Consider the following 23,434-nt stretch of genomic DNA (forward strand, 5'->3'; position numbering starts at 1 on the left):
CCGGATCGGTTCTTGGCCTCCCTCTTGCCGCACAGGCTGGGTCTACCAGGCCTTCTTGGGCACTTCGACGCCGGCAACTCTTTGCAAGGACAGCACATGATCCAAACTTGGCCGGCCTTCCAGTGCCGGTCCCTGGTCAGGCAGCGGTACCACCAGAGCCTGCCCGGGTTGCAGGTCGATTTGCTCACCGCGTACCCAGATCGGTCGCGAGAAGTCGCCCTGCAAGGTGAACTCGATGGAGCGGGCCCTGAGTTCGACCGCGATCCGCATCCCCCGCCAGCCCAGGCTGAAGCTCAGCGACCGCCACTTTTCTGGCAGGCGCGGATCGAAGCACAGCCGGTCATCGTCATCGCGCAACCCGGCAAAGCCATAGATCAACGCCGACCACACACCACCGGTGGAAGCCACATGGACGCCGTCTGCGGTGTTTCCATGCAGGTTGTCCAAATCCACGTTCAGCGCATGCTCGAAATACTCCAAAGCAAGATCCCGGTACCCGACCTCGGCTGCCAAGATGGACTGCACCGTGGCTGACAAAGTCGAATCTCCCGTAGTCAGCGGATCGTAGTAGTTGAAGTCAGCGAGTTTCTGCTCGGCAGTGAAGTCGCTGGAGCGCAACCACAAGGCCAGCACCGCGTCAGCCTGCTTGATCACCTGGAAACGGTAGATCACCAGCGGGTGGTAGTGAAGCAGCAGCGGCCGCTTATCCGCGGCGGTATTCTCCAGATCCCAGACCTCGCGATTCAAGAAATGCTCATCTTGCGGATGGATTCCCACTGATTCCGAATACGGAATATGCATGCAGTGCGCGGCCTTAAGCCACAGCAGGATTTCCTCTTCTTCCAGCGCATACTTGTCAGCCAGCAGCGCGTAGTCACGCGGACGCTCCTGCGCCATCTCGGTCAGCAGCTGAGCACTTCGGCGCAGGTTAAACCGGGCCATCACGTTGGTATAGAGATTGTCATTGACTACCGCAGTGTACTCATCGGGTCCGGTGACACCGTGGATATGGAACCGTTCATCACCGGGCTCTCCACGCCAGAATCCCAAGGATGCCCACATGCGTGCGGTACCCACCAGAATTTCCGCGCCACCAGCGAGCAGGAACTCGTCATCCTCCATCACGCTCAGATAGCGGTTCAGCGAATACACCACGTCGGCGTTGATATGGTACTGGGCTGTACCTGCCGGATAGTAGGCACTGGCTTCTTCACCGTTGATGGTCCGCCAAGGGAAAAGCAGCCCTGCTTCGTTCATGGTGCGCGCCCGGCGGGTGGCTGCAGGGAGCATCGAAACGCGGGCCCGCAGGGTGTTGCGGGCCCATTGCTGATTGGTATAGGTCAAGAACGGCATCACGTAGATCTCGGTATCCCAGAAATAATGCCCGGAATATCCATTGCCGCTTACGCCCTTGGCGCTGATCCCCAGGCCATCGGCCCGACCAGCTGCCTGGGCGAGCTGGAACAGGTTCCAACGGATCTTGCGCTGCAGCGCCGGGTCATCGCAGTCCACCTGCACATCGCTGCGCTCCCAGTAATCGGCAAGGAAGCGGCGCTGGGTGCGGAAGTGCTCGTCGATACCCAGTGGCACCAGATGCTTCAAGACACGTTCCGAGCGCAAGAGCATCTCTTGGGCTGGGTGGCGGCGGGAGGAGTGGTACACCGCGAACTTGGAAACGCGGACGCCCTGGCCAGCTCCCAGCCGGGTGCTGATCACCTCATCCGCACGTTCATCGGCTGCCTTGCGGGAAATCGACAAGTCAGCTTGCGCCCCACCGGTGATGGCCACCTGGTGTTCCACCATCGCCGCCATGCTCATGCCAGAACCGGACACTTTATAGGAGATACCCAGCCGGGCGTCCTCGGCAAAGGTTCCGGCAGGATTCAGCGGATTGGCACTGGCTTCTTCGCTCTTGCGCGGATCAACCGGTCCCCCGGCATCGGTCTCTTCTGGGGAAGCTACCGTGCGTGTTGAGCGGTAGCCAATCACCGAAGACTGGATCAGCACCCGCGCCGGAGCATCCAGCAGCCGCACATGGATATCCTGCACCGCCAAATGCCGGTCGGTAAAGGAAATCATGGAGCGGGCCTTGACCTCGATCCGGTGTCCCTCAGCGGTCCGCCACAGCGTATGCGCGTTCAAGGTGCCATCGAGGAAGTCCAGGCGCAGGTCATCGCGCAGCATTTCGGTGCGTCCAACTTCCAGCGCCTCATCATTGATGAATACCCGCAAGGTCCGGAAGTCCGGGGCGCTGATCATCGTCTGGCCGGTTTCAGCCAAGCCGAAGGCGCTTTCCGCGTGGCGGATCTGCCAGACCTCATGCAGCCCGTTGATGAAGGTACCGCCGCTTTGATCCCCCAGGCCCAGCTGTGCCGCACGTGAACCTAGGAAGCCGTTTCCCAAGGAGAAGACCGTATCTTCAGCGCCGCTGCTCTCGCGGTGCCCGGTGCGGGCGATGGACCAGGGGTCCTCCTCCCAAGCTTTCACCGCCTGCTCGGAAACCAGCTCCGAGAGGTCCTCGACCACGAAATCAGCGCCGGCTTCCAGCAGTGCCGCCGCGTTGTCTTCACGTGCCACGCCGACGACGCCGAAGCCGCCCGCACGCGCCGCGGCCACCCCGCTGGTGGCATCTTCGATGACCACGCACTCCTCGGGGCGCCAGCCCAGATCCGCCGCGGCAGCCAAGAAGGTATCCGGAGCCGGTTTTCCCGCTAGACCGCGGGCGGCAGCCTCCTGCCCACCGATTACCAGCGGGAAATGCTCTTCAAGCCCGGCGGCCTTCAGCACCGTACGGGCATTGCGGGAAGAAGAAACCACAGCCACATTCAGCCCGGCATCCAGGACCTGCTGCAGGTACGCCAGCGAGCCCGCGTAGGGTTCAATTCCGTCGCGGTGCAGGACCTGGGTGAATTTATCGTTTTTCATATTGCCCAGGGCGCAAATGCTGTTGGTCCCGGCAGGATCGCTTTCGCTTCCGCGCGGTAATGAGATGCCGCGGGATGCAAGGATTGCGGCCACCGCTTCATAGCGCGGCCGGCCGTCGAGCAAGTTGTAGTAATCCTCAGACGTGTAGGCAGACACGCCCGGATGCTCGCTGAAATAAGCGGTGAAGAGTTCTTCCCATGCCTTGCGATGCAATAACGCAGTAGGGGTGATCACGCCATCCAGATCAAAGAGGACAGCTTTGTAATCACGGTGTCGGTACTCGGGACGAAATGCGTTCACAATCGAAATCCTTCGACTTGGGTGCGTACTGCGGGCCGTATTCCTTACCGTAGCAACTGAATGCGCTTGCTTCGACATACTACGATAAGAATGTGGCTCAGTGGATAGATGTATGGAATTCCGATGACTGGCGTGAAGCAACCGCCGAGTGGATCGATGCTGCGTGCGAGGCCTACGGCATCCAACGCACCGCAGGACCTGATTTCTGGCCTGCCAATTTGCACCAGATCCAAGCTGTAGTCCAGACCGATGCCGCTGATCTGATCTTCAGCGCCAACGCTCCTGGACTGACCTCCGAAGCGGCGACTACCGTGACTGCCGGAACGCTGCTGCCTGATCGGGTCGTCATGCCGCTGGCAATCGACCGCATGGCTGGCTACATGCTCAGCCCGGACTACGGCCACACCCTGGCCGATCTGGGTGACACGGTGGAGAACTGGGAGCTGGCCATGGCCTCGCTCGGTTCCTTCCAGGTCGCACTGATGGGCCGTGAAGAAGAATTCTTCGATTCAGGGGTAACCGTGGTGGATCCACAGTTCCTGCCTGAGCAGTACGAACAAGCCCTGACCATGCATGTGTCGCTGGATTCTTCCCACCCCCTGCATGTGGATGGCTCCAGTGCGGACAAGATGGCTTCGCACATCGATACGCTCAAGAAGGCCGCGGCCACGTTGCATTCAGGGCCGGTTCCGCTGAGCCTGGAGCATGGAAACTTCGACCTTTCCCAAGTAGTGGTGCCAGCTGAGCCAGACGATCACGGCCGCATCCTGAATTTGGCGTCGGCGCACTGGGCGCATCCGTTCTCCTCGCTCAATACCCCATTGGCCGCCATGTGCGAGGCGTGGGATTGCCAGACCAGCGATGAGCGCGTGATGAAGGCGCTCTTCGCGTACCTGGACCAGTTCGCTGCCTACGGTTCACCAGATGAACTCTACGACCTGATCAATCCAGCCTGCTTGGTAGCACCGCTGTCGCAGCACGAGACCTGGCTGCGCCTGCTGCTGGATGTCAGCGATGAGCGACTGCAGGAAAATGCCCCGACCGTGCTGGACACCCTGGATCTTTCCTAGCCAGCTGCGGGAGAACCGAGAACCTGCACCAGCAAGGCCGCGTCGTCGCTCATGATGGCGTCGGCCTTGCGGTCCATTAACAGCCGCATGGTCGGTTCGTCATCGATGACCCACACATGCACCTGCGCTCCTGCGCGATGGACCGCTTTGATGAAGCGGCGGGTCGCCACCGGAAGCGGGCCCTGCTTCAACGGCACCTGCACGGCCCAGTAGCTAGCCAGCATCCGCTTGGGCACCCAGCCCAAGAGGTGGGCGCACAGCCAGATGAGCACCAGTTCACGCTGTCCCGGCGAGCGCCGTATCGGTGCCGAGAGCAGGTGGCTGACCGCGGCGCTGCGTGCCGTGGAGAAGGCTGCCAGGGCAATGGCCCCGTGGGCTTTTCTGCGTTCAATCAGCGCGGCCAGCGGTCCGATGACCTGCTCGTCTTTTACATCCAGGTTCAGTGTGGCCTGCGGGAACGCATCGAGCAGGGCATCGAGGGTGCACAACGGCTGCCCACCGGCGCGGATCTGAGCCAGCTGCTCATCGGTGCAGTCGTTGAAGTTCCCGCTGGCGTCGGTGACCCGGTCCAGGGTTTCATCGTGGAAGAGGTAGACGGTGCCGTCGGCCGAAGCGTGCACATCCGATTCCAGATGGGTGATTCCCAGATCTACGGCGCGCTGGAAAGCAATCAGCGTGTTTTCTTCATTCCCGGTGCGTACCCCGCGGTGCGAGAAGGCGTAGGTCATTTCAGCAGTTTCTCGATGATCTGGGCTACCCCGTCCTCAGCCAAGGCTGGTGCGCGGAAGCGTGCGGAGGCCAGTGCGGCCGGATGCCCGGAGGCCATCGCGTAGCCGTGGCCTGCGTATTCAAGCATCTCGATGTCATTGGGCATATCGCCAAAAGCCATCACTTCATCGGCGGTGATGCCCAAGCGCTGGCAGTATTCATGTAGCGTCGTGGCCTTATGGATATCCACCCGCGACATTTCCAGCAACGATACGTCAAAGGCCGAGTGCGTGACTTCTACGAGGTCTGCCAGCTGCGGCTGCACCGAGGCATAGAACTGGTCGATGGGCATGGTCTTGGAACGGGCAAGGAACTTCACGATCCCCTCGGAATCAATGGAATCACTAGCCAGATCCAATACTGCCTGCACCCCCGACTTGTGATGGCGGTCGGCAAAACCATCACCCAAGTGCAATCCCTTGGTGGTTTCGGCGGCAAAGGAGGCCTGCGGTTCCAGCTCCAAGATGATTTCGGTGGCCCGCCGGGCGGTGGCTGCGCTGAGCGTGCGCGACCAGATCACTTCATCTTGTTCCAAGTCGTAGAGCACCGCGCCGTTGGAGCAGATGACCTTGCCCAGCCCGCCGAAGGACTCGATGACCGGGGTGAGCCAGCGGAAGGGGCGTCCGGTAACAAAGACAATCTGGATGCCCGAGTCGCGCGCTTCGATGAAGGCGCGCTTGGTGCGCTCGGAAATGGTTCCATTCTGCGAAACGATGGTGCCATCCAGATCCGAGGCGATCAGCTTGATCATCTACAGCTCCTCACGGCGCGGCGGGTTCGCCCCGGCACGCTGCACGGTCACTGCGGCGGCCATCGCCGCGAATTCCAAGGCCTGCGAAAGCTCTGAGATTTTCAGCTGGTTCAGCTTCTCGCGGTTTCCCGCGCCAATCATCTGGTGCTCGGCCAGCCAGCACAGCAGCGCGGCGGTGAAGGTATCCCCGGCCCCCACGGTGTCGGTCACCTCAACGGACGGCGAAGTGAATTCGGCATCCCCGGCCCGCACCACGCCCCACGATCCTTGGGATCCGGCGGTGGACACGACAATCGCCGGCCCCATATCCAGCCAGGCGCGGGCTGAATCGCGCACCGAGCGCATCGGGTACAGCCACTTCAGGTCGATACCGGAAACCCGCACCACGTCGGCCTGGCCGACGAATCGTTCAACCTCGGCTACGGTCTGGGCGTGATTAGTGACCAGCGATGGGCGCAGATTCGGGTCATAGCTGATGGTGGCGTGGGTGCGTGCGGCCGAGAGCAGCGGCAGCAGTTCCTCGGGGCTAAACAAGGTGGCAATGGAGCCGGTGTGCACCAGCTCGGCGTCCTGGGCCAGTTCCGGGCCAATGGTCGGCATCTGCCAGTAGGCGTTGAAAGCGAAGGCCGCACCGCCAGCCGGATCCAGGATGCCATGGGCGATCACGGTGGCCTCGTCATCGGCGCCGCCGAGGTAGGCGACGTTATTGTCCTTGAGGTATTCCTCGATTTTCCGGCCCTTGTCGTCGGCGCCCCAACGAGAAATCAGGGTACCCGGGTAGCCCAGGCGGGAGAGCGCAACCGCGACGTTCAACGGACTGCCGCCAACGAACTCCTGGGCTGGGGCAATGCCGGAGGCCAAGACGTCAACGAGGGCCTCGCCGATCACGGTCGGGTTCATGCTGCTCCTTCAGTAGTGCAGTGGGGACAGCGCGCGTACGCAGGCGGCCCATTGGCTGCTGCGCGGATCGATCCACGTGTAGTGATCGCCGGCGAACAGTGCGAAGCTGTGTTCCTGTCCCAGTGCGGCGGCTTTTTGCGCTGCGCTGCGGGCAATTCTCAACGGAACATCGGCATCATCCCGTCCATGAAAGATTACGACACGGGCGCGCATAGGCCATAATTCCACCGGGCTGTAGGCGCTCAATGACGCGCCTGCGAGCATCTGGTCCACCGCACCATCGCTGAGCTTCAGGTGCTGGGCGCTTTCAAGGTCCAGCACCCCGGCCTGGCTGATCACCTGCGAAACGCGTTCATCGTGAGCGGCCAGCACGCAGGCCAGTTGGGCTCCGGCCGAATGCCCGATCAGCGTGATCGGGCCTTCTTCCTTAATCAGGCCCAGCGCGAGCCGGGCATCGGCCAGCATTTGCGCTGCGCTGCCCGGCCCGCGCCGGTATTCGAGGTTGTAGGCAGGGATCCCGCGGGCAGCGAGATCTTCTGCCAGCGGCACGCCAAGTTCAGCGGTGTACTTTTCGCGCCAGTATCCGCCGTGGATGATCATCACAGCGCCTGCAGCGGTGATGTGCTGCGGTTCGTAGAACTGCAGGTATTGGTCTTGGTGCGCTCCGTAGTGCATTGCTGATGTTTCGGCTAGTTGCCCGGGAATTGCGGAGCGCGCTTTTCCACGAACGCGGCACGGCCCTCCACCGAATCAGCGGTCTTGAAGGCCTGCTGGAAGGAGTCTGCCTCAACCAGCAAGGCGTCGTGGGTATTGAGTCCATCCATGTCCATCAGCGCGTTCTTGGCATTGGCCACGGCGGTCGGCGCGACCTTGGCGACTTCCTCGATGGCCGCTACCGCCTGGTCAATCAGTTCCCCGGCAGGAACCACGCGGTTGGCCAGGCCAATGCGCAGTGCTTCGGCGGCCTTGATCCGTCGTCCGGTGAAGATCAGTTCCCTGGCCATCGCATTACCTACGCGGCGTGGCAGGCGGACCATCCCGCCGAAGCCTGGAACCAGGCCGAGGTTGACTTCTGGCTGGCCAAAGCTGGCCGACTCAGACGCATAGATGAAGTCACAAGCCAGGGCCAGTTCGCAACCGCCGCCCAAGGCGAAGCCATTGACCGCGGCGATCACTGGGACCTGCAGCTTCTCCAAGCGTTCGGTGACCGCGTGCATCTGGCGGCCGTAGGCCAGCGCCGCTTCCGGGTCCATTTCGCGCAGCTGCACGATGTTGGCGCCGGCGACGAAGGATTTCTCCCCCGCGCCGGTGAGGATCACGCCGCGGTATTCAAAACCGGTGCCCTGGAACCAGTCCAGGAAAGCCTCGAGGTCGTTGACGACCTCCTTGGCCAGTGCATTCAGCGACTTTGGCTGGTTGACAGTGACGATGAGGGCCGAGCCCTGGGTGCTCAGGCTGAGGGTATCGAATTGTTTCATACCCCTAACTCTCTCACGTAACGCGCGTCACCTATTGGATTCTCAGCGGTGTTTGCGTGGCTTCGCTTTGGCACCCTGCGGCTTCTTCGATGAGCTTTTGGCCTGCTGTTTTGCCTTAGCCTGAGCTTTGGCCTGGGCCTTCTTCTGCTCATTGATGCGCTTGGCCTTCTGCTCCTGGTTGCGCACCGAAGTCTGCCGCGAAGAACTGGCGGTACGTCCGCGGACAATTCCGATGAACTCTTCAAGCAGGGTCGTATCTTCGGCCGCCGAGGGCCACGCGATGCCAACCTGCGTTGGCGAACCGTCTTCAATGAAGCGGACCACCACGTCCTTGCGCGCAAAGAGCCGGGCAATGGACTGCTGGGTGCGCAGCACCTGGGCTCCGGAAGCGACAACTTCCATGGCTACCGGAATGCCACCGGTCGATAGCGGGTAGTCGGCCAAATCAAGTTGCGGGAAGGACTCGACGGTTTCCAGGGGAACCGATTCTTCGAAGTACTCCACGTCGTGGTCTTTGCCTGCACAAACTACTTCCAGCTCTTCATAAAGCGGGATGACGTGCCTTGTTGCGTCCTTGGGTGATTCCCCGCGGTAGCGCACGAAAACCGCATCGGCTTCCCCGGTGGCCAGCAGGTCCAGGATCTGCCCCTCGTCTTCTCGCCAGACTTTCAAATCTACGGCGGGATACCGTTCAACGAAGCGGTCTATCCATTTGCCTGGGGTGACGCCGGTTTGGTAGGCGATTGAAAGTTTTTGCACGGGTTAAGCCTACGCTGTGCCGGGTTAAATAGTGCATGCGGGCACCGAGAAATCGGTGCCCGCCTGCACTTGGGAAGTCTGGGAGACTTACTTGTCGGTCTTGACGACCAGAACGTCGCACGGTGCCGAGTGGGCAACCGAGGAAGCTACGGAACCGAGCACACGGCCCAGGCCCTTCATGCCTACGTTACCGACAACGATCATCGAAGCCTTGCGGTCTTCTGCATCGGAGATCAGCACGTCGCCTGGCTTGCCGTGGCCGGCAGCAGCGGTGATCTTCACGCCTGGAACAGCGTTCTTCACGTCGTTGGCAACGCGCTGGGCCAGCTTGCGGGCCTGCTCTGCATCGTCCAGGATCCAGGTATCGGAACCGATGGAGACGACCTCGGTGTTATCCGATGCGTGAGCGGTGATGACCACCAGGTCAGCGTCGAGCTTGACGGCGAGTTCTGCAGCCCGGCGGGCAGCGCGCTGTGCGGTTTCGGAACCGTCGACGCCTACGATGATGGTTTCAGACATATTGTTCTCCTTTATATGAGTCATGCATTAAGTGATGGGTAACACTTTATGGCCTTCAGGCCACTTTAGCTTGTAAAAAGTCCACGGCGCGTTGCCAAGCGACGGCAGCCTGCTCGGGATCGTAATTGCCGGCAGGATTCTCGTCGTTGTGGAATGCGTGGTCGGCGTCGTAGTAGAAGTACTGGACTTCCGCCCCTGATTCCTGGCGAATCTGCTCTTCTTGCGCCTTGGCCTGCTGCGGCGGGTACATCTGGTCGAAGTTCGCGTAGTGGCCTTGGATGGCTGCGCGGACACCGGAAAAATCGTTGGGCACGCCCTGGCCGACACCGTAGAACGGCACCGCGGCAGCGATTTTTTCGCCTTGCTGCGCAGCGAGCTGCAGCACGAAGCCGCCGCCCATGCAGAAGCCAATGGTACCCAGTTTTTCGCTGGTCACGTGATCGCTGGCCAGCAGGTAATCCACCGCGCCGCTCAGCAGCTGCGCACCCTTGGCTTCAGGCAGCTGGGACATCATCTGCACAGCTTCCTCGCCGTCATGAGTGATCGATCCGCCGTAGAGGTCCGGGGCCAGCGCTACGAAGCCCAGGGCCGCCAGCCGGTCTGCTACGTCGCGGATATGGTCGGTCAGTCCCCACCATTCCTGGATCACGATGACCCCCGGACCCTTGCCGGATTCGGGAACGGCTAGATAACCGTGCGCCTGCGCGCCTGAAGAAGGGAAAGTCACGTTCTGATGCGGGGTCTTGTCCGCCATGGTGCCTCCTGCTGTGCGTGTGCTTCCAGTTTATGCAGGTCTGGGTGAGATTGGCATTGACCTGCCCCACATTGCGCCCAAGTTGTTCTATTTCCCGGCTGTGACCTCGCCGATACGCTCCAGGGCATCTACAACCAGGTTCCAGAACCCCTCGTGGTCCAGGTCCACGGCCACCGAGGTATTGCAGTCGGCGGATGCTGGTGCGCGGAAGTCGGTGACGGTCATTCCTAAGGTGAGCTCGCCGCGTAATTCGACACTGACCGGTGCCTTGACGGTTCGCACGATGTCCGGGTCGATCACGTACGCTACGGCGCACGGGTCGTGGACCGGCGGAGCGTCGAAGCCCTGGTGATCACGGTAGGCCTGGGCGAAGAAGTCCATCAGTTCGCGTACGAACTGCGAAGGCCCGGTGCCGATCTGCTCAATGCGCTGCACGACATCGGCGGTTGCCAAGGCCTGGTGGGTCAAATCCAGTCCGACCATGACCACCGGCCAGGCTTCGTTGAAGACGATGTGAGCCGCTTCCGGGTCGATCTTGATATTGAATTCAGCCACTGCCGACCAGTTGCCGGTGTGGTAGCCGCCGCCCATCAGCACCACTTCGCGAACGCGCTCGACGATGCGTGGTTCCTTGCGTGCCGCCAACGCGATATTGGTCAAGGCGCCGGTGGGCACCAAGGTGATTTCACCTGGCTCGTGGCTCATCACCAGATCGATGATGACATCCACCGCGTGGCGCTCATCGAGTTCGATCGTTGATTCGGGCTGCGCCGGGCCGTCCATTCCAGAATCCCCGTGGACGTCTCCGGCGGTTTCCACCTCGCGCACCAGCGGTCGGGCGCAGCCTGCGGCGAAGGGAATGCCGGTGATGCCGGCAATGGTGCCCACAACCAGTGCGTTGGTGGTGACCTTGTCCAGGGTCTGGTTACCGGCAACGGTGGTCACGGCCAAGAGCTCGATTTTCGGATTTCCGTGCGCCAGAATCATTGCCACCGCATCGTCATGACCCGGGTCGCAGTCCAAAATGATCTTGCGCGGGGCAGTATTGTCCTGGGTCATGGATCTTCTTTCGCTCTGCCAGCTGAGCGCCGGCAGCTTAGTCGTGGAGGGTGGATTATTATCCCTTGATAATTCTTTCGCGTCTGCACGCCACCGTCAAGCGCTTAACGGAAAGCTGTCGCGCATCACGTTTCCGACTACGATAGAGCCATGAACAATGGTGAGAACTCCGGCAACTCGCGCGCTCCACGTCGCGTCACCGCAGCGATGGTCGCCGAACATGCCGGCGTTTCCACCGCAACTGTTTCACTTGTGGCCAACGGAAAGTCAGCGGGCCGCGTATCTGCCGTCAATGAACAGCGCGTACGTGAAGCCATCCGCGAATTGGGCTACTTCGTTGACAGCATCGGCAGCTCGCTGGCCAAAGGTGTCAGCTCGCTGGTGGTTTTGGTGGCCCCCGATATCTCCAACCCGTTCTTCGCCAAGGTCATCGCCGGGGTGCGCTCGGTTCTGGCCAGCGACTACCAGCTGCTGCTTTCGGTCACCGACGCAGGCGTCTCCCCCAGCGCCAGTGAAACCAGGAAGATCATGGGCCTTCGCCCGGCAGGCCTGCTGGTCCACGCCCCGAGCCAGGACTTCCTTGAAGAAATTTCCAGCAACCTTCCGCTGGTAGCCCTGGATGCTCCGGGCATCGATCCTCGGATTCCAGCGGTGAATATGGATGTTGCCCAGGGCGCTCGAGAGGTCGTTGCGCATTTTGCCGCACAGGGACACACTAGGGCCGCCTATCTTGATGCCAGTACTGGCACCGAAACCTTGGCAGTGCGCCGTGAAGCTTTCCTGGCTGCCGCAGCCGAATACGGGATCAAGGTGCTGCCATCTTCTGTTGCCAGCTCGATGATTGATGTCACCGCGGCTTCAGCCGTCTTTACCCAGCGCTGGACCCAGTGGCGTGATTCCGGAGTCACCGCCTTGGGCTGCGCCACCGACAACCATGCCTTTGGCGTGCTGCACGCGTCCCGCCACTTGGGGATCAGCATTCCACAGCAGCTTGCGGTAGCCGGATTCGACGACCTGCCCTATTCAGCGACGTCCAACCCTTCTATCACCTCGGTCCAGCTCAACGCCCAAGAAGGCGGACGCCAGGCCGCCTTGAAATTGCGTGCGCTGCTGGACGGCAAGACTCCTGATCCGCTGCAGAGCATGCTGCCAAGTTCGTTGATTGTTCGTGGATCGACACTGAACAACAAAGGAAACTAACTAGTGAACATGCGTAAATGGCCCGCCAAGGTCACCGCCGTCATCGCTTTGCTCGTTGCTCTGGGCTTAGTCGTGATCTCCAGCGGAGCGCTGAGCCTGATCACCGGGCCGGAAGATCCTTCGGGTTCCGAAATAGAGTCAGCCGTACACAGCTTGCCGCTATTGGATTAGTTTTCCGCCCTTGGCCACCTCTGGATCGGTACAGGATGACAAATCGAAACAGCACGGGCGGCGCTTGCCGTCGCGCAGCTTGGAAATACTGACCTCCACCCGGCGTTCGCGGGTAGACGGGTTCTTGGTGGCACCAACCCAGCGCACCCATTCCCACCGTGCCATCGGAGTCAGACCGGCCCACATCTGTTCTAGATCGTCAGCTTCATCCAAGGCACCAGCCAAATCCTGCGGAATCTTCGTTTCCGGCCAGGTGCCGGCCACCCGTGCGGTCAGCAGCACCTGTTCGCCTGCCTCAGCTGGCAGCTGGGGCATCCCCGGGTTATCAAGGGCCAGCCAATGGCCTCGACGTCCGTCGGGATCAACCACAATCGTGTGGCCTTCATGGGCTGAAAGCAGCTCCACCGCAACCTGGCCGCGGCTTGGCAATTTATCACTGGATTCCTGCTCCAACCTCAGGATCTTCCGCTCATTGACCAGGTCAACTGTGCCACGCAATTCAATTTCTTCATTCGATACCGCCATCAGAATTCCCCTCTCCACTGCTTAAAGGGCAGTCTATGGCACAGAAGCCTTGCACGTGCCTCTAGCTATACTGCTGTTGTGATTCACCGCTGGAAACTCGTTAGCTCCTGCCTGGCTGGCATTCCTTGCCGATATAACGGCAAGGCTAAAACCGACCCGGAAATTCTCGAATCCGTGGAACGCAACGAAGCCATCGCGCTTTGCGCCGAAGAGCTTGGAAATCTCCCAACGCCCCGGCCACCGGCAGAAATCGTCGGGGGCGACGGCCAAGCGGTACTGGACGGCCTAGCTGCAGTTATTGATATCAACGGTGAAGATGTCAGCAATCAGTTTATTGACGGTGCTCAGAAAGTCGTGACTGTCATTCAGCGCGAGGGGATCACCGAAGCGATTTTGCAAGATCGCAGTCCTTCATGCGGCTGCGGACGCATCTACGATGGCACGCATTCCGGAAAGCTCGTCGAAGGCGATGGAGTGCTTGCTGCGCTGCTCAAGCGCCGCGGCGTCACTGTCAGCGGAAGTTCGGCACTCTGACACACCTTGGAAGGTAACGATTCAGTTTCACTTTTAACGAAAAAATAACCCGTGATCCGAAGATCAGAGGCTATTTTCCATTTGTGCGCGAGGGGGGACTTGAACCCCCACGACCTTGCGATCACTGGCACCTGAAGCCAGCGCGTCTACCAATTCCGCCACTCGCGCATATTCTTTTTTTGCTGCATTCGTTCTTTGCAACAAGAAATAGCTTACACATACATTTTCCGTTCGCCTAATCGAAACCCCTGATTGTGGTTAGCGACACACAAGGAACCTTTTTCGGCATTTATCGTTGATATTGATGCACTTGAGTTCCTCGAAGCTTTTTCGGCATTTGCACAGCTGAAAACAGTAAGATCGATTATGAAGTTCTGTGTTCGCAGCTTGGTCAGGGTGGATGCAGCCTCCCGCCAACCAGCCATGGACCCTAAGGAAAGGAGCACGGATAATGGGCTTTCTCGACAATGTCGAACGCGGCTTAGAGAAGGTCGTCACTAGCTTCTTTCGTGGCACCAGCACCGCAGATCTCAAGCCAGTCGAACTGACTACCGCCATACGCAATGAGATGGACCGCGGCATCATGCCGATCAGCGAAGGCCGCAGCCTCGCAGCCAATGACTTCGTCGTCTCATTAAGCTCCAAGGACTACAACACCGCCCAGGGATGGGGCCGCGGCGTGGTCAATGAGATGGCAAAGGTCACCGCCGAGCATGCGGTCGCCCAGGACTACTCAGTTCGTGGCGATGTCATGATCCATTTCGTTTCCAAGGATGATTTCAAGCCTGGCGAAATGGAAATTGCCAGCTCGGTCAAGGAATCCAGCGCGCGGCCAGTGGCCTCAGCACCGGCGAAGAGGCCGGCAACCACACCAGCAGCACCTGTTGCTGCTCCGAAGACAACCGCACAGCCACGTCCAACGGTGCGTCCGATTGCTGAAATCCCCAATAAGCCAATGCAGAAGCAGGCGATCTTGGAGGTCGCCGGACAGCGTTTCGCGTTGAATCACCATTCCATCGTGTTGGGCCGTTCGGCAAGCACTGATATTCCAGTGGATGATTCGGGTGTTTCCCGCCAGCATGTTCGGGTAGAGACCCGTGGCAAAACCAGCTTTGTCGTCACCGATTTGGGATCCACCAACGGTACTTACGTAGATGGCAAGAAGATTTCGGAAGAAACCCGTATATTTGACGGTTCGATCATTACCATCGGACAGACAAAAATCGTCTTTCGACTGATTACCGCAAACAACGGAGGCCGCGCATGAACGATCTGGTTCTAAGCTTGTTCCGATTGGGCTTTTTGGTCCTCATCTGGTTGCTGGTCTTGAGCGTCGTCGGATCAATGCGTCGCGATTTGGCCATCGGCTCACGTGCCCGCACCGGCAAGCCCAGTGCCCGGGAACTGAAGAAGAACCCAGAGCTAGCTGAACCAGAAGTGCCTGCCCGCAAGGCCGCCACCACTTTAGAAGTTGTGGAAGGCCCGTTGACTGGCAGCAGCATTCCGCTGCGCGGCCAGCCGATCTTGTTCGGCCGCGCCCAGGATGCCACCGTCGTTCTTGATGATGACTATGCTTCCGGGCGCCATGCCAGACTGTTCCCGCAGGGCTCGCGCTGGTTCATTGAAGACCTCGGTTCGACCAACGGAACTTTTGTGGGCGACAGCCAGCTCTCACGTGCCCAGGCCGTGGAACCCGGCCAGCGAATCCGCATCGGAAAGACTGTCATGGAATTGAAGTCCTAGCCTATGGCCCTGAAACTAAAATTCGCTGCGAAATCCGATGTGGGCCGGGTTCGCAAGAAGAATGACGATTCCGCTTATGCTGGCGCGTACCTTGCAGTACTCGCCGATGGCATGGGCGGACACGTCGGCGGTGACGTCGCGTCGGCCTCTACCGTGCTTGATCTGGTGCACCTTGACCACGATGAAACAGCAGATCCGCAAAACGCCCTTCCAGATGAGATCCAGGCAGCCAATCTGGTGCTCAATGAACTCGTTGGCGCCAATCCCAAGCTTTCCGGCATGGGAACCACTGTCACTTCTCTGCTGCTCTCGGGCGATACCCTGCACATGGCGCACATTGGCGACTCCCGGGCCTACCGGCTGAAGCACGGTGTCTTTGAACAAATCAGCAAAGACCACACCTTCGTTCAGCGTTTGGTCGATGAAGGCCGCATCAAGCCCGCAGAAGCCGAAGTCCACCCCCACAAGAACGTGCTGCTGCGCGTGCTGGGCGACTCAGATGCTTCGCCGGAGCTGGATGTCGACCAGTTCCAGGCAGAACCTGGGGAACGTTGGATGCTGTGCTCCGACGGGCTGACCGACGCGGTACCCGTTCCCGTGATCGAACAGATCATCCGCAGCACTCCGGACATGGACGAAGCGGTCAATGATCTGGTTGCCATCACCTTGAAAAATGGTGCGCCGGATAACGTTACCGTGGTGATGTTCGAAGTGGTCCAAGATTCGGTCATCGAAGGTGAAGAACCTGCCGAGCAGGAACCCGCGCCGGATACCGGCCAGCTGACCATTGCCGCCGAAGGCGACGTTGAAGCCAGCGCCTCGCTGCTTCGCCACGAGATTTCCCAGCGTCCGCACCTGCTGGTGGGCGCCGCACAACTGGCAACGCAGACCGGCCAGATTCCTGTGGTCACCCAGCACACCGGGGAACGCCGTGCCGCAGCCTTGCTGACCCACCGCTCCCCTGCCGCTGGTGAAGTCCTGGATCCTTTGGATACGCCAACCCAGCAACGTCGTTGGCTAATGCCGATCCTGTTGACCTTTACGGCATTCTTGGTCATCGCCTTGGGCGTCTGGGGCTATATGTGGACCCAGACCCAGTATTTCGTTGGAACGGTAGACGGCAAGGTCGCAATCTACAAGGGCGTCCCCCAGGAGCTTGGACCCATTTCGCTCTCTGAAGTCGCCACGGTCAGCAAGGTTCCATTGGAGGCCTTGCCGGAGTATTCACGCCACCGCGTCGAATCGACCATCTCGGCAGAGAACCAACAGCATGCCCAGATGATCATCCAGGAACTTTTGGTCACCGCGAAGCAGAACTGCCCGGTCACTGTTCCCGGAGCTACTGATTCCGATGCCTCAACCAACCTGCCCGCCTACTGCCAGGAGATCATGCAATGACCGAAGTGCAAACTGCACCGGTGCCACGGCGCAATCTCGAGCTATTGCTCGTGCTTCTGGCCCTGTGCGTCGGCGGAGCAGCGTTCTACCTAGTAGGCAGCTCGACCGACGGCGTGGACAACACCGACTTCTACGTGCAGATCAGCATTCTGTCGGCTTTGGCGCTGACGGTCCACGTGCTGCTGCGTATCTTCGCCAAATATGCCGATCCGGCAATACTTCCCATCACGGTGGCTTTGAACTCACTTGGGCTAGCCATGATTCACCGAATTGACTTGGCAAAAGGCACTTCACAGTCGGCTCGACAGTTGCTTTGGACTGCCATTGCCATCGTCATTGCGTGCGTAGTCTTGTGGGCAATCAAGGATCACCGCATCTTGCGGCGCTTCACATATATTGCCCTGCTTGCATCAGTGTTCCTGCTTTTGCTTCCGATGATTCCAAACCTCGGTGTCACCATCAACGGCGCCCGCATCTGGATTCGCATTGGCATCTTCTCGATGCAGCCAGGTGAACTCGCGAAGATCACCTTGTCGATCTTCTTCGCTGGGTATCTCTCATCGAACCGCGACTTGATCTTGATGGCGGGGCGCAAGTTCGGACCGCTGCAACTGCCACGCCTGCGCGATATGGCTCCCATGGTTATTGCATGGCTGCTGTCCATTGGCGTGCTGGTAATCCAGCGTGACCTTGGATCCGCGATCCTGTTCTTCGGCTTATTCATCGTGATGATCTATGTGGCTACCGCCCGTATTTCCTGGGTGCTCATTGGCGCATTGATGGTTGTCGTCGGCGGCATTGTCGCCGGACTGACGATGGGCCACGTAACCCGCCGCCTCGACGTGTGGCTCAATGCCTTTGATCCGGCGATCTATCAGGCCACGGGTGGGAGCATGCAGATCGTTGAAGGCTTGTTCGGCATGGCTGACGGCGGCTTGTTCGGCACGGGCCTGGGCGCTGGTTCGCCGTACCGCGTGCCGCTGGCCAACTCCGATATGATCATCGCTTCCTTCGGTGAAGAGATCGGCCTGATCGGCCTGACTGCCATCGTCCTGCTCTACATGCTGCTGATCTCCCGCGGACTGCGTGCCGCATTGGGTTCGGCTGATACCTTCGGCAAGCTCTTGGCTGCCGGCCTGTCATTCACCCTGGGTCTGCAGTGCATCGTGATCATCGGCGGCGTCGCCCGGCTGATCCCGCTCACTGGTTTGGCCACGCCATTCATGGCCGCTGGCGGTTCCTCACTGCTGGCAAACTGGATCATCATCTCGTTGTTGCTTCTGATTTCCCATAACTCGCGCCGCCCAAAGACTGGCGTAGTAGGACCAACCGATGAATTCGCATCCGCTCAAACGACTTTTACCAATAGCACCAAGGTGGTGACCAAGAAGTGAATCATGCAATCAAACGCGTTTGGGTTGCGCTAACCACCTTGTTCATCATCTGTCTTGGTGGACTGAGCTACATTCAGTTCTTCGATGCCGAGTCGCTTTCGGAAAACGCGCTGAACAAGCGCCAGCTCTTCCGTGAATTCGACTTGCCGCGCGGAGCGATCCTGGTTGATGGCAAGCCCATTGCCGAATCGGTTCCAACCGATGATGGCCAGTTCGAGTTCCAGCGTGTCTACAACGACCCCGAAACCTACGCGCATCTGACTGGCTACTATTCCCTCGCGAATGGCACCACCCAGCTCGAGTCGCAGTTGAACGACTGGCTGACCGGTACTAGTTCGGATCTGCTCTTCGACCGCTTATCGGCGATGTTCACCGGAACCCGTTCCGAAGGTGCGTCCGTTGAGCTGACCATCGATGGCCAGCTGCAGAAGACCGCTTTCGATGCGATCCCGGATAATTTGAAGGCCACGATTATCGTGACCAATCCGAAGACCGGCGACATCCTGGCCATGGCTTCCAAACCAAGCTTCAACACCAACCAGTTGGCGGTGCACTCGACATCGGAGGCTGCTGCGAACCTGAAGGAAATCAGCAACATTGACGGCCTGAGCCCCTACCGGAACCCGGCCATTAGTGATCTGGTAACCCCTGGCTCCTCGTTCAAGATCATCAGCACCGTCGCGGCTTTGGAATCCGGCAAGTTCGATATGGAGACCCCCATCGACAACCCGGTCTCGAAGAATTATCCGCATACGAATACACCGCTGAACAACTTCGGCGAGGGCATCTGTGCACGCGACACCCGCGCGAAGCTCGAGTTCATCTTTGCCCAGAGCTGCAACACCCCATTCATCGAGATCAGCCAGACGGTCGGGAAAGCGGACTTCACTGAGGTCGCTGAACGCTTCGGCTACGGCCAGCAGTTGAGCATCCCGCAGAATGTTGTCCCAAGCCAGTTCCCATCGGCCGAGGCCTCTGAAGCAGAGATGGCGAAGATGGCCATCGGAGAATGGGACAACAAGGCAACTCCACTGCAGATGAACATGGCCGCCATGGCCATCGCCAACGACGGCGTGATCATGAAGCCGAATATGATTGACAAGGTCATTGCATCGGACCTTCGGGTCATTGAAGATCCAAAGCCGGAGAAGTTCTCCACGGCCACCACTCCGGAGGTCGCCGAACAGCTTACCGAGCTGATGGAAGGCCCGGTCCTGCACGGTACCGCCATGAATGCCCGCGTTCCCGGCGTTGATTTCCGAGCCAAGACCGGCACCGCACAGCGGCCTCCGCTTGAAGACGGAACACGCATAGTGAATTCATGGATGACCGGTTTCGCACCGGCCGATGATCCGCAGGTTGCCATCACGGTCAATATTCAAGACGTAGATTACAACACTGGCCACAACACGGTTGGTGCACTTATGAAGACGATGTTAGAGGCGGTGTTCAACAAGTGAGGCCAGTAACCGGCACCACCTTGGGCGGTCGTTACAAGTTGACCGATCGCATTGCGATCGGTGGCATGGGCGAAGTTTGGAAAGCACGAGACCAGGTCCTTGGACGTCTGGTCGCCATCAAGATCCTCAAAGAGGAATACACCGATAACGAGAGCTTCCTGACGCGTTTCCGCGTGGAAGCCCGCCACACTGCATTGCTGAACCACCCTGGCATCGCTGGCGTCTTCGACTACGGCGAAGAACAGGGTTCGGCCTACCTGGTGATGGAGCTTGTTCCCGGACCGCCGCTGTCCACCATCATCGAGCGTGAACGCAAGCTCGAGGTCGATCGTACGCTCTCGCTGATCGCGCAGACCGCCCGCGCGTTGGCAGCAGCCCACGAGCACGGCCTGGTGCACCGCGACGTGAAGCCCGGGAATATCTTGGTCATGCCTTCGGGCGTCGTGAAGATTACCGACTTCGGCATCGCCCGACTGGCCGACCAGGTTCCGCTGACCGCCACCGGACAGGTGATGGGCACCGCCCAGTACCTGGCACCCGAGCAGGCCACCGGACAGGTGGCCACCGGCAGCTCGGATATCTATGCCCTGGGTGTCATCGGCTATGAGTGCTTGGCAGGACGTCGCCCATTCACCGGCGAGTCCCAAATCGCCATTGCCCTGGCACAGGTCAACGATGCTCCCCCGGCACTGCCAGATACCATTCCGGCTCCGGTACGCCAGCTGATCATGTCGATGCTGGCCAAGAACCCAGCAGACCGTCCGAAGGACGCAACCGCACTGGCCAAGGCTGCCGATGCGCTGCGCTCCGGTGATACCAACACCGCGACCTTAGCTGTGCCTGGCATGCTGGCCACCGGAATCTCCGATGACGCTACCCAAGTGGTCAACATGGATAACGACTCCACCCAGGTGGTGCCGCGTGCTGATTCCGCGCCAACGATGACCAACGCCATGCCGACCGTGGTGGAACCTGCTCGCGCTTCCAGTGGATTCTCCGGGTCAAGTGCCGCTGAGGGCTTCGATGACGAAGACGTGGATGCCCAGGATCCAGCCATGGAACCTGCCTCCAAGCGCAGCCCTTGGCTGATCCCGCTGATTGTCATCATCGCTTTGGCCGCAGTGATTGCGTTGCTGGCTTGGCTGATCCCTGCCATGAGCAGCGACAAGGACAACGAACCTACTGCTTCGGTTACCCAGAGCACCGAACTCTCTGAATCGCCCTCGCCTACCGAGGAAACGACTGAACCTTCGGAAGAAACCACCGAGGCCTCAGAAACTTCCGAGTCTTCTTCCCCGACGCCCAGTGAAACCGTGACCTACGTAGAGGTTTCGGCTTCGCTGGTTGGCCAGGATATCGACACCGTGACAGCTGAACTCGAGGGCAAGGGCCTGGTCGTTGACTCGACTCCGCAGGAAACCAGCGAGTACGAGCCACGCGAAGTGATCTCGCTGAACCCAACTGGCAGTGTTGAAGAGGGCGAAACCATTTCAATCACGTACGCCATGGCTCCTGAAACCGTTGCCGTCCCTTCAGTGACCGGCATGAGCTTTGAAGCTGCGCAAAAGCGCATCCAGGATGCCGGTTTGGCTGTAGCCAAGGGCGAGGAACGCAATGATCCTTCGGTAGCCGGCACCGTGCTTGAACAGGATGTTGCTGCCGAAAGCGAAGTAGAGCCTGGCACCACGGTGACTTTGGATATTTCCGCCGGACCAAAAGAAGTCGAAGAATCCGAATCCCCTTCGGAGACGGCAACTGAATCCCCAGAAGCTGCAAAGCCGGAGCAAAGCGAAGCCCCATGAGCGACAATGAAGCTTTGCCTCCCGGCTTGCCACGGTTGATCAATGACCGCTATGAGATCGAATCGCTGATTGGCCGCGGCGGCATGGCAGATGTATATTTGGCCACCGACCACGTCCTCTCGCGCAAGGTCGCCGTGAAGGTGCTGCGCCCGGACACTGCCAGCAACCCGATGGTGGTCAATAGATTCCGCCGTGAAGCCAAGGCTGTTGCCGGCCTGAGCCACCCTAACATCGTTTCGGTGTACGACACCGGCGAGCTTCCGGCCACCGATTTCCACCGTGATCGCTTGCCTTTCATGGTCATGGAATACGTCACCGGCCATACCCTGAAGCAGGTTATTGCTTCGGGGGACATTGATGCCGCTTTCGCAGTTCACGTAACCCGCGGCGTGTGCGATGCCTTGGACCATTCGCACCATAAAAATGTTGTCCACCGTGACATCAAGCCTGCCAATGTGATGGTGACCGATGCCGGTCACGTGAAGTTGATGGACTTCGGCATTGCGCGAGCAGTGGATACTTCGGCAACCATGACGCAGACCGCTGCCGTGGTTGGCACTGCCCAGTATTTCTCTCCTGAGCAGGCACGTGGTGAACAGGTCGATTTCCGGTCGGATATCTACTCCGTTGGCTGCTTGTTCTATGAGCTGATGACCCAGGAGCCTCCTTTCACCGGTGATTCACCGGTTTCGGTCGCATATCAGCATGTTGGCGAAATCCCGTCGACCCTCAGCGACGTCAAGGACGGCGTTGATCCGATCTTCGACCCAATCGTTTCCAAGGTTCTGTCCAAGGAACGCGATGATCGATTCCAAACCGCCGGAGCGTTTGCCGCGGCCTTGGAAGACGCGCTGAACGGCATTGAATTCCATGATGAGCAATCAGCGCCATCCACCTACACTCTGCCGATCTACGGCACGCACAGCGAGACTGAGACCAGTTTCATTGCGCAGTCAGCTCCGCACACCAGCCAGCATCCAGTTTTCGCCGAAGAAGAAGCCCATGGATCCGAGCGGCGCCACAAGTCCAATCGCGGCTTGATCATCTTGCTGACCATCATTGCCTTGCTCGCTGTTGGTATCGCAAGTTTCTTGGTGATTCGCTCGATTCAAACCGAGGCCGAGAAGCGGGCACCGGTTGCCGTACCCAAGGTCTTGGAAATGACTGAAGATGATGCACGGGCCGCGTTGCGCGACGCCACTTTCCAGGTGCGTGTGGAACATGAATTCAGCGATGATGTAGAGCAGGACAAGGCAACCCGCACCGAGCCTGAAGAAGGCGCCATGGCTTCCAAGGACTCCACGGTGACCTTGTTCATCTCTGACGGTTCCGAGCAGCGCACGATCCCTAAGGATCTGGCGAACCAGTCGGAGACCGCTGCTCGCGATGCTCTGCGTGAGGCAGGCTTGGAGGTTGGTGAAGTCAGCCGCAAGAACTCGGCAACTATTCCAACCGACTGGGTCATCGGCACCACCCCCGAGCTGGGTTCCAAGGTAAAGGCCGGCAGCGAAGTTGATCTAATACTTTCTACAGGCATGGTGACCGTTCCGGTCGTGACCGAGATGAGCCGCAAGGAAGCTGAAGAAAAGCTTGGCGCTGAAGACATCGGGCTGGAAGCTCAGTTCGATGAGGTCGTAACCGCTGACTATGCGGAAGGCACTTTGTTCAAGCAGTCACCTGCAGCCAGCGAGGATGTCCCCCAGGGCAGCTTAGTGAAGATTTCGGTGGCTAAGGCTCCAGAGCCAGAGCCAGAGCCAACCGAAGAATCATCGCCGCCCGAGAGCGAATCCCCGGACTCGGAAGAATCCGATGATTCGACCGAGGAATCTTCACCTAGCGGCGAAGATTCGCCACCGTCCAGCGGAAATGGTCCACCGGATCGCCCAGGTCCCCCTCGGGAAAACGGAAACGATCGTTAGCGGAC

Annotated in this window: 22 protein-coding genes and 1 tRNA gene; 11 read left to right on the plus strand and 12 right to left on the minus strand. The window is 59.6% G+C overall.

The window, feature by feature from the left end; translation table 11 throughout:
* Positions 1-42 precede the first annotated feature (42 nt).
* On the minus strand, positions 43-3,225 hold the full coding sequence (locus AB4Y71_RS00215; protein ID WP_441717129.1) for a beta-phosphoglucomutase family hydrolase: 3,183 nt from the start codon (positions 3,223-3,225) through the stop codon (positions 43-45).
* Positions 3,226-3,317: 92 nt separating this feature from the next.
* On the opposite strand from AB4Y71_RS00215, the gene AB4Y71_RS00220 reads away from it, so the two are divergent.
* Complete coding sequence (locus AB4Y71_RS00220; RefSeq protein ID WP_441717131.1) at positions 3,318-4,295, plus strand: hypothetical protein; 978 nt, start codon at positions 3,318-3,320, stop codon at positions 4,293-4,295.
* Here AB4Y71_RS00220 and AB4Y71_RS00225 read toward each other — a convergent pair.
* The 9 genes from AB4Y71_RS00225 to uriH form a co-directional block, all read right to left on the minus strand.
* Entirely contained in the window at positions 4,292-5,023 is a 732-nt protein-coding gene (locus tag AB4Y71_RS00225; RefSeq protein WP_441688311.1) for a glycerophosphodiester phosphodiesterase family protein, read from the minus strand. The two genes, AB4Y71_RS00220 and AB4Y71_RS00225, sit on opposite strands and share 4 nt — an antisense overlap.
* Positions 5,020-5,814, minus strand: a complete 795-nt coding sequence (locus AB4Y71_RS00230; protein ID WP_102598810.1) for an HAD family hydrolase — start codon at positions 5,812-5,814, stop codon at positions 5,020-5,022. Before AB4Y71_RS00230 ends, AB4Y71_RS00225 begins: the two co-directional genes overlap by 4 nt.
* A complete protein-coding gene (locus AB4Y71_RS00235) occupies positions 5,815-6,714 on the minus strand; it encodes a PfkB family carbohydrate kinase (protein WP_134778974.1) in 900 nt (299 codons plus the stop codon).
* A 9-nt stretch (positions 6,715-6,723) separates the two neighbouring features.
* The gene (locus tag AB4Y71_RS00240) at positions 6,724-7,389 is read right to left on the minus strand and encodes an alpha/beta hydrolase (RefSeq protein WP_134778975.1); all 666 of its coding nucleotides are present in this window, start codon (positions 7,387-7,389) and stop codon (positions 6,724-6,726) included.
* A 14-nt stretch (positions 7,390-7,403) separates the two neighbouring features.
* Positions 7,404-8,192 (minus strand): enoyl-CoA hydratase/isomerase family protein, encoded by a 789-nt coding sequence (locus AB4Y71_RS00245; RefSeq protein WP_134778976.1) that lies wholly within the window; start codon positions 8,190-8,192, stop codon positions 7,404-7,406.
* A gap of 42 nt (positions 8,193-8,234) precedes the next feature.
* On the minus strand, positions 8,235-8,951 hold the full coding sequence (locus AB4Y71_RS00250; protein ID WP_441717133.1) for a LysR family transcriptional regulator substrate-binding protein: 717 nt from the start codon (positions 8,949-8,951) through the stop codon (positions 8,235-8,237).
* An 87-nt stretch (positions 8,952-9,038) separates the two neighbouring features.
* Positions 9,039-9,470 (minus strand): universal stress protein, encoded by a 432-nt coding sequence (locus AB4Y71_RS00255; protein WP_038992696.1) that lies wholly within the window; start codon positions 9,468-9,470, stop codon positions 9,039-9,041.
* 55 nt (positions 9,471-9,525) lie between these two features.
* Positions 9,526-10,224, minus strand: a complete 699-nt coding sequence (locus tag AB4Y71_RS00260; protein WP_287041644.1) for a dienelactone hydrolase family protein — start codon at positions 10,222-10,224, stop codon at positions 9,526-9,528.
* An 87-nt stretch (positions 10,225-10,311) separates the two neighbouring features.
* Positions 10,312-11,283 carry a uridine-preferring nucleoside hydrolase UriH gene (gene uriH / locus AB4Y71_RS00265; protein ID WP_134778979.1) on the minus strand — a complete coding sequence of 324 codons (972 nt, stop codon included), beginning with the start codon at positions 11,281-11,283 and terminating at the stop codon, positions 10,312-10,314.
* A gap of 150 nt (positions 11,284-11,433) precedes the next feature.
* On the opposite strand from uriH, the gene AB4Y71_RS00270 reads away from it, so the two are divergent.
* Entirely contained in the window at positions 11,434-12,483 is a 1,050-nt protein-coding gene (locus AB4Y71_RS00270) for a LacI family DNA-binding transcriptional regulator (protein WP_441717135.1), read from the plus strand.
* 9 nt (positions 12,484-12,492) lie between these two features.
* Positions 12,493-12,654, plus strand: coding sequence for a hypothetical protein (locus tag AB4Y71_RS00275; protein ID WP_441717137.1), 162 nt, complete (start codon positions 12,493-12,495; stop codon positions 12,652-12,654).
* On the opposite strand, the gene AB4Y71_RS00280 is transcribed toward AB4Y71_RS00275, so the two are convergent.
* Positions 12,643-13,179 (minus strand): YdeI/OmpD-associated family protein, encoded by a 537-nt coding sequence (locus AB4Y71_RS00280; RefSeq protein ID WP_441693466.1) that lies wholly within the window; start codon positions 13,177-13,179, stop codon positions 12,643-12,645. The two genes, AB4Y71_RS00275 and AB4Y71_RS00280, sit on opposite strands and share 12 nt — an antisense overlap.
* Before the next feature lie 78 nt (positions 13,180-13,257).
* Between AB4Y71_RS00280 and AB4Y71_RS00285 the strand changes: the two genes are divergently transcribed.
* On the plus strand, positions 13,258-13,713 hold the full coding sequence (locus tag AB4Y71_RS00285) for a DUF523 domain-containing protein (RefSeq protein ID WP_441717138.1): 456 nt from the start codon (positions 13,258-13,260) through the stop codon (positions 13,711-13,713).
* An 84-nt stretch (positions 13,714-13,797) separates the two neighbouring features.
* On the opposite strand, the gene AB4Y71_RS00290 is transcribed toward AB4Y71_RS00285, so the two are convergent.
* Positions 13,798-13,881: transfer RNA gene (locus tag AB4Y71_RS00290), tRNA-Leu, on the minus strand.
* Between the two features lie 283 nt (positions 13,882-14,164).
* On the opposite strand from AB4Y71_RS00290, the gene AB4Y71_RS00295 reads away from it, so the two are divergent.
* The 7 genes from AB4Y71_RS00295 to pknB are packed head-to-tail and all read left to right on the plus strand — an operon-like array spanning position 14,165 to position 23,429.
* Positions 14,165-14,980, plus strand: a complete 816-nt coding sequence (locus AB4Y71_RS00295; RefSeq protein ID WP_441717139.1) for an FhaA domain-containing protein — start codon at positions 14,165-14,167, stop codon at positions 14,978-14,980.
* Positions 14,977-15,456, plus strand: a complete 480-nt coding sequence (locus AB4Y71_RS00300) for an FHA domain-containing protein FhaB/FipA (RefSeq protein WP_013347434.1) — start codon at positions 14,977-14,979, stop codon at positions 15,454-15,456. Before AB4Y71_RS00295 ends, AB4Y71_RS00300 begins: the two co-directional genes overlap by 4 nt.
* A gap of 3 nt (positions 15,457-15,459) precedes the next feature.
* Positions 15,460-16,854: a PP2C family protein-serine/threonine phosphatase gene (locus tag AB4Y71_RS00305; RefSeq protein WP_441717140.1), complete on the plus strand. Its 1,395-nt coding sequence runs from the start codon at positions 15,460-15,462 to the stop codon at positions 16,852-16,854.
* Entirely contained in the window at positions 16,851-18,248 is a 1,398-nt protein-coding gene (locus tag AB4Y71_RS00310; protein ID WP_134778985.1) for an FtsW/RodA/SpoVE family cell cycle protein, read from the plus strand. Before AB4Y71_RS00305 ends, AB4Y71_RS00310 begins: the two co-directional genes overlap by 4 nt.
* Complete coding sequence (locus AB4Y71_RS00315) at positions 18,245-19,708, plus strand: peptidoglycan D,D-transpeptidase FtsI family protein (RefSeq protein ID WP_441717142.1); 1,464 nt, start codon at positions 18,245-18,247, stop codon at positions 19,706-19,708. Before AB4Y71_RS00310 ends, AB4Y71_RS00315 begins: the two co-directional genes overlap by 4 nt.
* The gene (locus AB4Y71_RS00320) at positions 19,705-21,510 is read left to right on the plus strand and encodes a protein kinase domain-containing protein (protein ID WP_441717144.1); all 1,806 of its coding nucleotides are present in this window, start codon (positions 19,705-19,707) and stop codon (positions 21,508-21,510) included. The genes AB4Y71_RS00315 and AB4Y71_RS00320 overlap by 4 nt, the downstream gene beginning before the upstream one ends.
* On the plus strand, positions 21,507-23,429 hold the full coding sequence (pknB, locus tag AB4Y71_RS00325; RefSeq protein ID WP_134778988.1) for a Stk1 family PASTA domain-containing Ser/Thr kinase: 1,923 nt from the start codon (positions 21,507-21,509) through the stop codon (positions 23,427-23,429). Before AB4Y71_RS00320 ends, pknB begins: the two co-directional genes overlap by 4 nt.
* The last annotated feature ends 5 nt before the right edge of the window (positions 23,430-23,434 follow it).

It is taken from the genome of Glutamicibacter sp. MCAF14, assembly GCF_052114325.1.
GTDB classification, from domain to species: domain Bacteria; phylum Actinomycetota; class Actinomycetes; order Actinomycetales; family Micrococcaceae; genus Glutamicibacter; species Glutamicibacter arilaitensis.